Source organism: Streptomyces sp. NPDC008163, assembly GCF_042956885.1.
GTDB lineage: Bacteria > Actinomycetota > Actinomycetes > Streptomycetales > Streptomycetaceae > Streptomyces > Streptomyces drozdowiczii_A.
In genome coordinates this window covers 1-12,506 of record NZ_JBIBHG010000013.1, presented here as the reverse complement: position 1 = coordinate 12,506, position 12,506 = coordinate 1, and the positions used below count along the sequence as shown (strand labels likewise).

General features: G+C 73.7%; 15 protein-coding genes. 6 read left to right on the top strand and 9 right to left on the bottom strand.

Features of this window, described 5'->3' with window-relative positions; genetic code table 11:
• Positions 1–76: 76 nt before the first annotated feature.
• Positions 77–1,042, top strand: coding sequence for a TIGR03557 family F420-dependent LLM class oxidoreductase (locus ACFZAT_RS26375; protein ID WP_391267832.1), 966 nt, complete (start codon positions 77–79; stop codon positions 1,040–1,042).
• 57 nt (positions 1,043–1,099) lie between these two features.
• On the opposite strand, the gene ACFZAT_RS26370 is transcribed toward ACFZAT_RS26375, so the two are convergent.
• Complete coding sequence (locus ACFZAT_RS26370) at positions 1,100–1,624, bottom strand: DUF6328 family protein (protein ID WP_391267831.1); 525 nt, start codon at positions 1,622–1,624, stop codon at positions 1,100–1,102.
• A gap of 83 nt (positions 1,625–1,707) precedes the next feature.
• A complete protein-coding gene (locus tag ACFZAT_RS26365) occupies positions 1,708–2,034 on the bottom strand; it encodes a plasmid stabilization protein (protein WP_391268166.1) in 327 nt (108 codons plus the stop codon).
• 202 nt (positions 2,035–2,236) lie between these two features.
• Here ACFZAT_RS26365 and ACFZAT_RS26360 point away from each other — a divergent pair, with 202 nt between their 5' ends.
• Both ACFZAT_RS26360 and ACFZAT_RS26355 read left to right on the top strand, forming a co-directional pair.
• Positions 2,237–2,431, top strand: a complete 195-nt coding sequence (locus ACFZAT_RS26360; protein WP_391267830.1) for a hypothetical protein — start codon at positions 2,237–2,239, stop codon at positions 2,429–2,431.
• A gap of 19 nt (positions 2,432–2,450) precedes the next feature.
• Complete coding sequence (locus ACFZAT_RS26355; protein WP_391267829.1) at positions 2,451–3,011, top strand: endonuclease; 561 nt, start codon at positions 2,451–2,453, stop codon at positions 3,009–3,011.
• 60 nt (positions 3,012–3,071) lie between these two features.
• On the opposite strand, the gene ACFZAT_RS26350 is transcribed toward ACFZAT_RS26355, so the two are convergent.
• The gene (locus ACFZAT_RS26350) at positions 3,072–4,466 is read right to left on the bottom strand and encodes a hypothetical protein (protein WP_391267828.1); all 1,395 of its coding nucleotides are present in this window, start codon (positions 4,464–4,466) and stop codon (positions 3,072–3,074) included.
• Between the two features lie 165 nt (positions 4,467–4,631).
• On the opposite strand from ACFZAT_RS26350, the gene ACFZAT_RS26345 reads away from it, so the two are divergent.
• The gene (locus ACFZAT_RS26345) at positions 4,632–5,933 is read left to right on the top strand and encodes a molybdopterin-dependent oxidoreductase (protein ID WP_391267827.1); all 1,302 of its coding nucleotides are present in this window, start codon (positions 4,632–4,634) and stop codon (positions 5,931–5,933) included.
• 325 nt (positions 5,934–6,258) lie between these two features.
• On the opposite strand, the gene ACFZAT_RS26340 is transcribed toward ACFZAT_RS26345, so the two are convergent.
• From ACFZAT_RS26340 to ACFZAT_RS26330, 3 genes are read right to left on the bottom strand one after another with little or no spacing between them, the layout of a single operon-like run.
• Entirely contained in the window at positions 6,259–7,128 is an 870-nt protein-coding gene (locus tag ACFZAT_RS26340; RefSeq protein WP_391267825.1) for a methyltransferase domain-containing protein, read from the bottom strand.
• Positions 7,125–7,793, bottom strand: coding sequence for a DUF2064 domain-containing protein (locus ACFZAT_RS26335; RefSeq protein ID WP_391267822.1), 669 nt, complete (start codon positions 7,791–7,793; stop codon positions 7,125–7,127). Before ACFZAT_RS26335 ends, ACFZAT_RS26340 begins: the two co-directional genes overlap by 4 nt.
• On the bottom strand, positions 7,790–8,494 hold the full coding sequence (locus ACFZAT_RS26330; RefSeq protein WP_391267821.1) for a glycosyltransferase: 705 nt from the start codon (positions 8,492–8,494) through the stop codon (positions 7,790–7,792). The genes ACFZAT_RS26335 and ACFZAT_RS26330 overlap by 4 nt, the downstream gene beginning before the upstream one ends.
• Before the next feature lie 124 nt (positions 8,495–8,618).
• Here ACFZAT_RS26330 and ACFZAT_RS26325 point away from each other — a divergent pair, with 124 nt between their 5' ends.
• Positions 8,619–9,410 (top strand): response regulator, encoded by a 792-nt coding sequence (locus tag ACFZAT_RS26325; RefSeq protein WP_391267820.1) that lies wholly within the window; start codon positions 8,619–8,621, stop codon positions 9,408–9,410.
• Positions 9,407–10,513, top strand: a complete 1,107-nt coding sequence (locus ACFZAT_RS26320; protein WP_391267819.1) for an ATP-binding protein — start codon at positions 9,407–9,409, stop codon at positions 10,511–10,513. Before ACFZAT_RS26325 ends, ACFZAT_RS26320 begins: the two co-directional genes overlap by 4 nt.
• Before the next feature lie 3 nt (positions 10,514–10,516).
• Here the strand turns inward: ACFZAT_RS26320 and ACFZAT_RS26315 are convergent, their stop codons facing one another.
• The 3 genes from ACFZAT_RS26315 to ACFZAT_RS26305 all read right to left on the bottom strand — a co-directional run.
• Positions 10,517–11,596: an NAD-dependent epimerase/dehydratase family protein gene (locus ACFZAT_RS26315; RefSeq protein ID WP_391267818.1), complete on the bottom strand. Its 1,080-nt coding sequence runs from the start codon at positions 11,594–11,596 to the stop codon at positions 10,517–10,519.
• An 89-nt stretch (positions 11,597–11,685) separates the two neighbouring features.
• Entirely contained in the window at positions 11,686–12,096 is a 411-nt protein-coding gene (locus ACFZAT_RS26310) for a VOC family protein (protein ID WP_073967342.1), read from the bottom strand.
• Between the two features lie 244 nt (positions 12,097–12,340).
• Positions 12,341–12,506: integrase core domain-containing protein (locus ACFZAT_RS26305; RefSeq protein WP_391268164.1), on the bottom strand; the 166-nt coding region annotated here is incomplete at its 5' end.

Genomic DNA, 12,506 nt, shown 5'->3' with positions numbered 1-12,506 from the left:
TTCCGCGTCCGGCGAGGAGGAAACATGATCCGGGGGCCGTACGTTTCGACCGCCGGACATCGGTAACCCATCTCATATGGTGCAATTCGGATACACGATGATGACCGAGCAGTCGGGACCGCGCGCCCTCGTCGAGGACGTGGTGGCGGCCGAGCAGGCCGGGTTCGACTTCTCCGTGACCTCCGACCACCACTTCCCCTGGCTGAAGTCCCAGGGCCACGCCCCGTACGCCTGGAGCGTGCTGGGCGCCGCCGCGCAGGCCACGACCCGCATCCCGTTGATGACGTACGTCACCTGCCCGACCACCCGGTACCACCCGGCCGTCGTGGCGCAGAAGGCCGCGACGCTGCAACTGCTCTCCGAGGGGCGGTTCCGGCTCGGGCTCGGCTCCGGCGAGAACCTGAACGAACACGTGGTGGGCGGCGGCTGGCCGGACGCCCGGGTGCGGCTCGACAAGCTCGAAGAGGCCGTGGAGATCATCAAGGCGCTCCTCTCGGGCGGCTACGTCAACCACCACGGCCCCCACTTCGACGTGGAGAACGCCAAGCTGTGGGACGTGCCCGACGTGGCCGTGCCCCTCGGTGTCGCCGTCTCCGGCGACCGGTCGTGCGAGATCGCGGGCCGGCTCGCGGACCTGGTGATCGCCACCGAGCCCAAGGAGGAACTGCTCACCGATTTCGACCGGCACGGCGGCGGCGGAAAGCCGCGGGTCGGCCAACTGCCCGTCTGCTACGACCCCGACCGCGACGCGGCGGTGAAGCGGGCCCACGAGCAGTTCCGCTGGTCCGTCGGCGGCTGGAAGGTCAACTCGGAGCTGCCGGGACCCTCCGCCTTCGACCAGGCCACACAGTACGTACGGCCCGACGACATCGCCGGGGCGGTGCCCTGCGGCGACGACGTCGGGCAGTTCGTGGAAGCCGTACGCCCCTATGTCGACGCGGGGTTCACCGAGGTGGCCCTCGTACAGATCGGCGGTGACCACCAGAAGCCGTTCATCGACTGGGCCCAGGAGAAGCTGCTGCCCGCGCTGCGCGCCCTGTGACGAGCGGACGTGAGGGTGCCCCCGTCCCGTGGGACGGGGGCACCTTTCGTGCGGGGGCTACTCCCCGTCCTCGTTGCCGTTGCGTCCGTCCGACCGGGCCACCGCCAGGACGGGAATCACGAACCAGCAGGTGAAGGACCACAGTGCCATGCCGCCGACCAGCCACAGGGCGAGCGTGTTGTGCAGGGCGACGCGCATGATGAGCAGCAGGGCCGAACACATCGTGCAGAACAGCAGCACGAGGCCGAGCAGGGTCAGTCGCGACGCCCACACCACCGTTTCCGGCTTCAGATTGCGTCCGGTCAGGAGCCGGTGATGGCAGACCGGGCCTATCAAGGCCGCTGCCGTGGCCGAGCCCAGGAGCACGGTCACGACGTAGATCGTCTTGTCCGAGTCCGCCAGGGTGGCGAAGCGCGGCTGGAAGACCACCGCGAGCAGGAAGCCGAAGAGGATCTGCACTCCCGTCTGGGCCACCCGCAGTTCCTGGAGCAGTTCCGTCCAGCGGCGGTCCGCTCTCTCCTTGGCTGTCTCGTCCCGCCCCTTGTGGGCTTCCTCGTTCTCATCCACTCGTACGTTGTCCATGTGTGGTGCCCCTCCCTCGTGCCGAAACCTTTGTGCGCGGGCCGCCCGGCCCGCGCACAAAGGTTTCGGCTACACCCGGTGATTCAGCGGCCGACGGCCTTCAGGAGCTGCTCCTTGTTCATCGTGGAGCGGCCCTCGATGTTCTTCTTCCTGGCCTCTTCGTACAGCTGGTCCCTCGTGCGGCCCTGCGCCCCCTTGTGCGAGCGCTCACCGCCTCGCTCGGAGGCCGACTTCGGGTCGCGCGTGGACGTCCTGCTCGCCGTCTTCGACTCGCCGGAGCGGGCGCGCTCCTTGTTCACGGTGCGGGCGGCGATCTCCTTGGCACGCTTCTCCGACGTGCCGCGCTTCTCGGCGCTCTCCTTCACGTGCTCGTACTGACGCTCACGCTTGGGGCTCGATCCTGCCGGCATGACGTTGTCCTCCTCGCTCTTGTCCCCGGCCTCCGGGTTTCCGGGCGGCCACGTCCGAAACATGGCACCGCCCCGTCCGATACGCCCACCGGGTCGCGCGCTCGGGTGACCTCACGCGCCGCCCACCAGTGAACCGGCCCACTTCGGGTACCGGGTTCCTGCGAGGCGGGCGCACCTGTCGAACGAAAGGGAGGTGAGGGACGTGACCGCTCGGAAGATCCCGGAGATCAGCCGCCCCGACAAGGTCCTCTTCCCGGACGACGGCATCACCGAGGCCCGGAAGAACGCCCGCGGCGACCGCCTCCACCTCGACGTCCAGCGCAACGCCGACGCCCAGACCGCCGTCGCACCCTACGCGGTCCGGGCCCGCACCCTGCTCGACGCGCTGACCGCGTAGCACCGAACGGAGAACCACCATGTCCAGAGCCACGACCGTGCGGAACCTGCTGGACGAGCACGGGCGGACCTACGCCGAGGAAGCCGGCATCCGGCTGCGTGACACCCCCATGCCGCTGTACCAACTGCTGACCCTGTGCGCCCTGTTCTCGGTCCCCATCAAGGCTGACATGGCGGTGGCCGCCGCCCGGGAACTCTTCGCCGCCGGGCTGCGCACACCCCACGCCATGGTGGAGGCGTCCTGGCAGGACCGCGTCGACGCGCTGGTCCGCGCCCACTACCGGCGGTACGACGAGAGCACCGCCACCGCGCTCGGCGAGGGCGCCCAGCTCGCCCTCGACCGTTACCACGGGGACCTGCGAAGGCTGCGCGCGGAAGCCGACGGCGACCCGGGGAAACTGCGCGAACTGCTCACCGGATTCCCCCGGATCGGGCCCGTGGGCGCCGATATCTTCAGCCGCGAGGCCCAGGGGCTGTGGCCCGAGCTGCGCCCCGCCTTCGACAAGCGCGCCCAGGACGCGGCCGAGGGGCTCGGGCTGCCGCGCGAACCGGAGAAACTGGCCGGTCTCGTCGCCGACTAGGACCTGCCCCGGCTGGCCGCCGCGCTCGTCCGGGTCGGGCTGGGTTGACCGGCTCCGCCGTCACCAGCCCGTCCAGAGCAGATGGTTGACGGCGAGGGCCACCACCGCCTGGGAGGCGAGCCAGCCCCTGCGCCCCCGGTCGGGCAGCAGCGCCGCCGCAGGGAGCAGCCAGACCACGAACGGCTGCCAGATCCGCTCGGTCTCCGCCTTGCTCATGCCCGACAGATCGGCCGCCAGCAGCAGGAGCACCGCGACGAGGACCAGCGGAACCAGCCGGTCCGGCGCATTCGCCTCCCCGCCGCGCAGCCCGCGTACGGCACCCGGCGCACCCGCGAAGACGCGCCGCAGCCCCGCGACCGTCGCCGGACCCACCGCGATCACGGTGCACGCCAGATTCGCCCACACCCAGTACCCGAACGGCCGGAACCCGCCCGCGCCCTGGTGGTAGCGCTCCACGAGCACGTGGTAGGCCTCCCACCAGTTGAAGCCCGCCGCCGTGAACGCGACCGGCGCCACCAGGGCCCCGAGCAGCGCGAGCGGCAGCGGCCGTGCGGTGCGGGCGAGCACGAGGACGGCCAGGAGCAGGAGCGCGATCAGCGGCAGCCCGTAACTCAGGTAGCAGAGCCAGCCGTAGAGCAGGCCCGCGCCCAGTGCTGCGGCGCCCGGGCTCCGCACCGTGCGCGTCGCCGCCAGGGTCAGCAGGGCGACGGACCAGGCGGCGACCGCCGCGAAGTAGGCGTCCGCCGAGGTCCCGGCCCAGACCGCGACCGGGGCCAGGACGAGGAACGGTGCCGCGCGCCGGGCGATGTCCTCGCCGGCCAGGGCCCGCACCGTGACCAGCACGGCGAGCAGGGCGGACGCGCCGGTCAGGATGCACCAGACACCGGCCCAGGCCCCGCCGCCGAGACCGATCCGGTCCAGGAACACGAAGGTGAGCGTGGCGCCCGGCGGATGACCGGCGACATGGGTGGGCCAGTTCCCCGGCGGGCCGATCAGGATGTGCGTGTCGAAGGTGCGCAGCGCGGCGCCGATGTCCTCGAAGCGGTCGATGACCCGCAGATACTCGTGCTTGGTGGTCAGCCGCTCGGCGATGCCCCGGCTCCAGCCGTCGATCAGCGCGAGCGAGAAGATCCACGCCGGCGAGGAGGCGTAGACCGCCAGGAGCAGGAACCGCCAGCGCAGCCGCCGGGCGAGGAGCGGCCCGTACGCGATCACGGCCACGGCCACGAGCGGCGCGGCCACCGTCCCCGGGCCCGTGTGCGGGTACCAGGACGCCAGCAGCGGCGGCCAGTGCACGTACAGCGTCCGCGCGTAGTCCTCGATGGCCCGCCCGCCCAGTGCGGCGGCGACCACGAGCGCGACGCCCGCCCCGGCGGCCACCAGATCCCAGCGCTGTCCGGAGCTCCCGACGGTGGTGCGTTCGGTACGGGGCTCGATGCGGTCCTCGGTCTTCACGCAGGCACCGTACGCACCGGGAGGCCGCGACGACGGGTACCGGCGGGGCGCGTCACACAACCGTCAGATTCATGACCCCGGCCGTACGTTCGCCAGGGTGACGTCATCGTTTCGTCAGGAGTCGCACCCACCGAACGCGCAGGCCACGGGCATAGCGTCGGGCCCATGGGCGACAGCCGTCGGAAGACTCCGACATCCTCCTTGGTTTCCTCCCGGCCCCGCGCCGCCGCGCTCCTCCAGCGGCTGCCGTCGGCCCCCGGCTTCTGGCGCAGCCCCGTGCGCGGCGTGCCGTTCACCGCCGTGCTCGGGCTCGTCCTGCTCGCCGGGATCACGCTGCTCTTCGTGACCGGCCTGCTGTCCTACGCCGCGTACAACCCGGATCTCGCCCCGGTCAACGACAAGACACCGGACAAGGGGCTGCTCGGCTTCTACCTCTCCCCCTGGCCCACCTCGCCGCACTGGCTCTACCGGCTGACGCAGGGACTCCACGTCACCGTCGGGATCGTTCTCGTCCCCGTCCTGCTGGCCAAGCTCTGGTCCGTGGTGCCCCGGCTCTTCACGCTTCCGCCGGCCCGGTCCCTCGCCCACGCCCTGGAACGGATCTCGCTGCTCCTGCTGGTGGGCGGGGCACTCTTCGAGTTCGTGACCGGGCTGCTCAACATCCAGCTGGAGTACCTGTTCCCCGGCTCCTTCTACCCGCTCCACTTCTACGGGGCATGGGTGTTCTTCGCCGCCTTCCTCGCCCACGCCGGGCTGCGCACCCCACAGGCCGTACGGGTGCTGCGGACAGGCGGACTGAACGGGCCGGTCCCCGGCGACGTGCTGGAATCGCCCGCCCCGGCCGCGCCGACCCTGTCCCGGCGCGGCGCCCTCGCCCTGGTCGGCGCGGGCTCACTCGTCCTGCTGGTCACCTCGGTGGGCCGGAGCTTCGACGGGCCCCTGCGCCGCCTCGCCGCGCTCACCCCGCGCGGCGCTGCCGAGCCCGGGTCCGGCCCCAACGGCTTCCAGATCAACAAGACCGCCACCGCCGTCGGGATCACCACCGCCGACACCGGCGAGGGCTGGTGGCTCACCGTCAGCGGCCCGGCCGGCGACCTGCGGTTCAGCCGGGAACAGCTGCTGGCGATGGAACAGCACAGCGCGGCCCTGCCGATCGCCTGCGTGGAGGGCTGGTCCACCTCGGACCAGTGGTGGCGCGGGGTGCGGCTGCGCGACCTCGCGGCCCTCGCCGGCTACCCGGACCGGCCGCCCGGGGTGATGGTGGAGTCCCTTCAGCGCAGCGGCCCCTTCCGCCGGGCCGCGCTCCGCGACAACCAGGTGCGCGACCCCCGCTCGCTGCTGGCGTTGCAGGTCAACGGCGAGGACCTGTCGCCCGACCACGGATACCCGGCCCGGATCATCGTCCCCGCCGCCCCCGGGGTGCTCAACACCAAATGGGTGGCCCGGCTGACCTTCGGAGAACTGTGAACACCACTGGCCCCCGCGCCTTCCCGCGCCGCCGCTACGGAGCGGGCCCCCTGCACCTCGTCCTCCTGGCCGCCTCCTTCGCGCTCGCCGGATACGCGGGCGTGCGCCTGCTCGCCGGCGACTGGCTCGGCGTCACGCTGTGGTTCGTGGGCGCGGCCCTGATCCACGACCTGGTGCTCGTACCGCTGTACGCCTCGGTGGACCTGGTGCTGCGCCGGAGCCTCGGACGGCGGCGGCCGGCCTCCGTCAACTACGTACGGGTGCCGGCCCTCCTGTCCGGGCTGCTGCTGCTCGTGTGGTTCCCGCTGATCGCGCGGCCGAGGCGTTACGAGCCCGCGAGCGGGCTGTCCCCCGATGTGTTCCTCGGGAACTGGCTGCTCACCACGGCGGCGCTGTTCCTGCTGTCGGCGCTCTGGTTCGCGGTCCGGACGCTCCGGCTGCGCCGCAGGGCGACGAAGGTGCGGCCGTCCGCCTCCCACTGACCTTCGGCCCGCAGCCCGTGCGGGCGGGCGTACCCCAGCAGGGCGGAGGAGCCGAGCCGCGCCCACGGGAAGAGCCCGTCAGCCGCGAGCCCGATTGGGGCGCGCCCGTCGTCCAGCCGCACCCGGACCCGCTCGTCCAGGTCGTGCGGCACGGTCTCCGCGACGAGGAGGCCGCCGGGCGCGAGCAGTTCGGCCGCCCGGTGCAGCAGCCGGTCCGGATCGCCGCCGATCCCGATGTTGCCGTCGGCGAGCAGCACGGTGCCCCAGCGGCCCTCGCCGGGCAGCGGGTCGAACACGGACCGGCGCAGCGCGTACCCGCCGAGCCGGACCGTCCGGGCGACCGCCGCCTCGCTGACGTCGATGCCGAGGGCGCGGTGGCCGCGCGCCGCGAGTGCGGCGACCATGCGGCCGGGCCCGCACCCCACGTCCAGGACCGGGCCCTCGCAGCGGCGCAGCGCCGACAGGTCCGCCGCGTCGGCCCCGGCGCACCAGCGCTCGACGTCCAGCGGCAGCAGCCAGCCGTCCGTCCGGCGCAGGAACAGCGGCCCGTGGCCGTTGCGCAGCGCATTGGCGTACGGGTCGGTGCCCCACGCGTCGGCGTCCGCACGGGCGGGGGCCTGGGACGCGGTGTGTGGTTCCACGCCCACGAGCCCGGCGTCCAGGTCCGCCGGCGAGTCGACCAGCACGTTCCGCCCCCGGTCGGCGCGGCTCATCGGACGGCCGTCCGGCGCGTCCGGGCCAGCTCCGCGGCGAACCGCCCGTCCGGTGCGAGCGCGGCGGCCTCCGCCGCGTCGGCCGCGGTGTCCACGTCCCGCAGCCGGGGCAGGTCCCGCACGGCCAGCCCGGCCTCGACCAGTCGGCGCCGCTGCACCGCACCCGTCTCCGGCACTGACATCGGCACTCCGCGCAGCAGCCCCGGGTCCGGCTCCGCCAGGCCCAGCGCCCAGAATCCGCCGTCCTCCGCCGGGCCGAACCAGGCGTCGCACCCGTCCCAGGCGCCGCGGCCCAGCGCGGGGGCCAGATCGGCCGCCGTGATCTGGGGGGTGTCCATGCCGATCAGCAGGGTCGGTCCGGTGCAGGCCCCGAACGCGGCGGCCAGCCGCTCGTCCAGCCCGCCCGCCCCCTGCTTCACGACCTCGATGCCCGGCGGCAGCCACGGTCCCGGCGCCCCCTCCAGGACGACGACGCGCCGGGCGGCCGGAAGGGCCAGGACGGTGTGCAGGGTGTCGGTGAGCGCGGCTTCCGCGAGGCGTGCGGCCTCGGTGGGGGAGAAGGGCGGGGTGAGCCGGGTCTTGACCCGCCCGGGCAGCGGCTCCTTGGCGATGACCAGCAAGGTCGTCGCACCGGTCGGCCCCGGTCCGGACGTTCCCGCGCTCACTGGGGCACCCCCGCCGGGACCGGCGGCTCGGCCAGCACGGCCCGCATGTCGCGGACCGCGTGCCAGGTGCCCAGCCAAGTGCCGGTGACCTTCGACTTCCCGGTACGCGCGAGGTACGGGACGTCCGTCTCGGCCACCCGAAGCCCCGCGTCGGACGCCCGCACCACCATCTGCAACGGGTAGCCGCTGCGCCGGTCGGTGAGCCCGAGGGCCAGCAGATCGGCGCGGCGGCCGGCGCGCATGGGGCCCAGGTCGCGCAGCCGCAGCCCGGTCCGGCGGTGCAGCATCCGGGACAGCGCGGCGTTCCCCGCCCGCGCGTGTGCCGGCCAGGCACCGCGCTCCTGGGGGCGCCGCCGCCCGAGCAGCAGATCGCACTCGCCGTCGGCCACCCGGCGTACGAAGCCCGCCAGCAGCGCCGGGTCCAGCGAGCCGTCGCAGTCGCAGAAGCAGACGAACTCCGCCTCACTGGCGAGCAGTCCGGCATGGCAGGCCGAGCCGAAACCGCGCCGGGGCTCGTGCACCACGGTGGCACCCAGCGCGCGGGCCACATCGGCGGAGCCGTCGGTCGAGCCGTTGTCCACCACGATCGCCCGCCAGCCCCGGGGCACCCGGGCCAGTACGCCGGGCAGGGCCGCGGCCTCGTCGAGACAGGGGAGGACGATGTCGGCGCGAGGGCCTGAGTCATCGGAAGGAAGGATCACCCGGCTCACCCTACGGAGCGAAAACCGGCATTTCGGGCTTTGGATTCTTACGAAACGTGGACGTCGCCCGCCACCGGCCCGCCCGCGTTTCCGGCGGCACCGCCCCGGGTGCCAGGGTGGTGCCATGCAGACGCCCCCGGACACACCGCCGCCCGCCCCCGCGGGCGAGGCGCCCACAACCGCCCCGGCGCGCGGTCATGTCCTCGTCGTGGACGACGACCCGACCGTCGCCGAAGTCGTCGCGGGCTACCTCACCGGGGCCGGCTACGACGTCGCCCGGGCGGCCGACGGGCCCGCCGCGCTCGCCCTCTACGCGGCGCGCCGGCCGGACCTGGCCGTCCTCGACCTGATGCTGCCCGGCATGGACGGCTTCGAGGTCTGCCGCCGCATGCGCGCGCACGGCCCGGTCCCGGTCATCATGCTCACCGCGCGCGGCGACGAGGACGACCGCATCCTCGGCCTCGAAACCGGCGCCGACGACTACGTCACCAAGCCGTTCAGCCCGCGCGAGCTCGTCCTGCGGGTCGACTCCGTGCTGCGGCGCGCCAGGGCGGCGGCGGTCCCCGCCGGACAGCCCCGGCTGCTGGAGGGCGCGGGGCTCGTGCTCGACCCGGCGGCCCGGAGCGCGAGCTGCCGGGGCCGGCTGCTGGCCCTCACGCTCCGCGAGTTCGACCTGCTCGCCTTCTTCCTGCGCCACCCGGGGCGTGTCTTCACCCGGGAGGAGCTGATGCGCGAGGTCTGGGGCTGGGACTTCGGGGACCTGTCCACCGTCACCGTGCACGTACGCCGGCTGCGCGGGAAGGTCGAGGCCGACCCGGCCCACCCGGAGCTGATCCGCACGGTCTGGGGCGTCGGCTACCGCCTCGACCTCCCCGGCGGCGACACCGCGGCCCTGGACGATGGAGCCGCGTCATGACCGATACGCTCCTCATCGCCCTCTTCGCCTTCCTCGGCGCCGCCGCCGCGGGACTGCTGGGGGCGTTCGCGCTGCGGCTCACCCGGCACCGCCCGCTCGCCGTCTCCCTGAGCATCGTGGCCGCCGTGGCCGTCACCGCGATGCTCGCCGGGACCCTGGCCGTCGCCTGGGCGATGTTCCTGTCCCCGCACGATCTGACCGTGGTCACGACCGTCGTCGCCATGGCCGCAGTCGTCTCCCTCGTCACCGCGATGCTGCTCGGCCGCTGGGTCGCCGCCCGCAGCCGCGAACTGACGCTCGCCGCCCGCTCCTTCGGCGACGGCGGCACCTTCGCTCCGCCCGAGGCCCCGGCCACCGCCGAGCTCGCCGCCCTCACCCGGGAACTCGCCGCCACCAGCGCCAAGCTGGACAGCTCGCGCGCACGGGAACGCGCCCTGGAGACCTCGCGCCGCGAACTCGTCGCCTGGATCTCGCACGACCTGCGCACTCCGCTCGCCGGGCTGCGCGCCATGTCCGAGGCGCTGGAGGACGGGGTGGCCGCCGACTCGCCGCGCTATCTGCGCCAGATCCGCACCGAGGTCGAGCGGATGAACGACATGGTCGGCGACCTCTTCGAGCTCTCCCGCATCCACGCGGGCTCGCTGGCGCTGACCCCCACCCGCGTCTCCGTCTACGACCTGGTGGGCGACGCCCTCGCCGGCGCCGACCCGCTCGCCCGCGAGCACGGGGTGCGGCTGGTCGGCGGCCGGATCGAGGAGGTGCCCGTGGAGGTGGACGGCAAGGAGATGAGCCGCGTCCTGGGCAACCTCCTGATCAACGCGATCCGCCGGACGCCCGCCGACGGCACGGTCGCCGTCGCGGCGCACCGCGCGCCGGAGGGGGTCGTGCTCTCGGTGACCGATGGCTGCGGCGGCATCCCGGAGGAGGACCTGCCGAGGGTCTTCGACACCGGCTGGCGCGGCAGCCACGCCCGTACCCCACCGGCCGGGGCGGGCCTCGGGCTCGCCATCGTGCGCGGCATCGTCGAGGCCCACGCCGGCCGGGCGGAGGTCCGCAACGTCACCGGCGGCTGCTGCTTCGAGGTGACGCTGCCGACGGCGTGAGCCTCAGACGGGCAGGCCCGCCCCGGCCTCCCGCAGCGGCGCCGCCGCGAAGTCGGCCATGCCCTCGGCGAAGCCCACCCGCGGCCGCCAGCCCAGTTCCTCCCGCAGCCGCCGCGAGTCCGCCGTCACATGGCGTACGTCCCCGAGCCGGTACTCGCCGGTCACCACCGGCGCGGGACCGCCGTGGGCCGCCGCCAGCGCCCCCGCCATCTCGCCGATCGTGTGCGGCTCGCCGCTGCCGGTGTTGTACGCCGCGAAGCTCCCGGGAACGCGGGCGCCGACGGCCTCCAGCGCCACCGTGTTCGCGGCGGCCACATCGCGTACATGGATGAAGTCGCGCCGCTGCCCGCCGTCCTCGAAGACGCGCGGCGCCTCGCCCCGGGCCAGCGCCGACCGGAAGAACGACGCGACACCCGCGTACGGCGTGTCGCGGGGCATGCCGGGCCCGTACACGTTGTGGTAACGCAGCGTGACCGCCTTGCCGCCCGTCGCCCGCGCCCAGGACGCGGCCAGGTGCTCCTGCGCCAGCTTGGTCGCCGCGTACACATTGCGCGGGTCGGCCGGGGCGTCCTCACCGACGAGCCCGGGGGCGAGGGCATCCCCGCAGTCCGGGCAGCGCGGTTCGAAGCGGCCCGCCGCCAGGTCGGCCTGATCCCGGGGGCCGGGGCGGACGGACCCGTGGCGCGGGCAGGCGTAACGGCCCTCGCCGTACACGACCATCGACCCGGCGAGCACCAGGCTCCGCACCCCGGCCCCGGCCATCGCGGCGAGCAGGACGGCGGTCCCCAGGTCGTTGCACCCCACGTACTCCGGGGCGTCCGCGAAGTCCTTGCCCAGGCCGACCATCGCCGCCTGGTGGCACACGGCGTCGACGCCGTACAGCGCGCGGTCCACGGTCGCGCGGTCCCGTACGTCCCCGACGATCAGCCGCCCGTCGTCACCCCCGGCCGGGCGCTGCGCGGCAGGGCCGTGCGCCGAGGGGAGCAGTGCGTCGAGCACCACCGCCTCGTGCCCGGCCGAGGTGAGACCGCGGACGATCTCCGAACCGATGAACCCGGCACCGCCGGTGACAAGAACACGCATGCACGCCACGCTAGGACGCGCACGGCCCCGTCACGCGCTTTGGCGGCGGCACGTCACGGGACCGTAAGCCTTCGGCGGTCGGACAGGGCCTAGCGCAGTTCCTGGATGCGGACCAGGTTGCCCGCCGGGTCGCGGAACGCGCAGTCGCGGATGCCGTACGGCTGCTCGGTCGGCTCCTGGACCACCTCCGCGTCACCGGCCTGCACCTTCTCGAAGGTGGCGTCCAGGTCACGGGTGGCCAGCAGGATCCAGCCGTACGTGCCCTTGGCCATCATCTCCGTGATGGTGCGCCGTTCGTCGTCCGTGACCCCCGGGTCCGCGGCCGGCGGCGCCAGCAGGATCGACGTGCTGGGCTGGTCCTTCGGGCCGACGGTGATCCAGCGCATCTTGCCCTGGCCGACATCGTTGCGGACCTCGAAGCCGAGCGTGTCGCGGTAGAACGCGAGGGACTCCTCCGGGTCGTCGTGCGGGAGGAAACTGGTGTGAATGGTGATGTCCATGAAGATCATGCTAGGCAGGGCGCCTCCACCGCGCTTCTCGAATCCTGACCGGTTCCCCGCCCCCGCGGCCTGGACGCCCGGCGCGTCGGGGCCCGAGCCGCCGCCCGCCGCGCCGGTCCGGGCGGGCGCGCCCGTGCGGTGCACCGGCCGCGGCACCGAGAACGCGCCCCCGTTCGACCTACGGGGTTCGCGGACCGTCCGCGTCCGGCTCACGGTCGACTCCGCGTACGGCACCGGCGAGGGCCTAGGTGTATTGACCCGCAGCGTTGTTGATCCGGCTGATGGGTGGCTTGCCGTTCAGTGCGGTGTGGCTTTGGTGGTGGTTGTAGGTGTGGAGGAAGTCTGCCAGGGCTCTGATGCGTTCGTCGTTGGATCGGTAGGGCCGCTGGTAGGCCCACTCGTCGGCGAGG

Excerpts from the sequence above, each read along its gene's own strand:
- ACFZAT_RS26365 (WP_391268166.1), bottom strand. The coding sequence starts at position 2,034 with ATGCCGGCAGGATCGAGCCCCAAGCGTGAGCGTCAGTACGAGCACGTG.
- ACFZAT_RS26310 (WP_073967342.1), bottom strand. The coding sequence starts at position 12,096 with ATGGACATCACCATTCACACCAGTTTCCTCCCGCACGACGACCCGGAG.
- ACFZAT_RS26355 (WP_391267829.1), top strand. The coding sequence starts at position 2,451 with ATGTCCAGAGCCACGACCGTGCGGAACCTGCTGGACGAGCACGGGCGG.
- ACFZAT_RS26315 (WP_391267818.1), bottom strand. The coding sequence starts at position 11,596 with ATGCGTGTTCTTGTCACCGGCGGTGCCGGGTTCATCGGTTCGGAGATC.
- ACFZAT_RS26320 (WP_391267819.1), top strand. The coding sequence starts at position 9,407 with ATGACCGATACGCTCCTCATCGCCCTCTTCGCCTTCCTCGGCGCCGCC.
- ACFZAT_RS26375 (WP_391267832.1), top strand. The coding sequence starts at position 77 with ATGGTGCAATTCGGATACACGATGATGACCGAGCAGTCGGGACCGCGC.
- ACFZAT_RS26370 (WP_391267831.1), bottom strand. The coding sequence starts at position 1,624 with ATGGACAACGTACGAGTGGATGAGAACGAGGAAGCCCACAAGGGGCGG.
- ACFZAT_RS26325 (WP_391267820.1), top strand. The coding sequence starts at position 8,619 with ATGCAGACGCCCCCGGACACACCGCCGCCCGCCCCCGCGGGCGAGGCG.
- ACFZAT_RS26340 (WP_391267825.1), bottom strand. The coding sequence starts at position 7,128 with ATGAGCCGCGCCGACCGGGGGCGGAACGTGCTGGTCGACTCGCCGGCG.
- ACFZAT_RS26345 (WP_391267827.1), top strand. The coding sequence starts at position 4,632 with ATGGGCGACAGCCGTCGGAAGACTCCGACATCCTCCTTGGTTTCCTCC.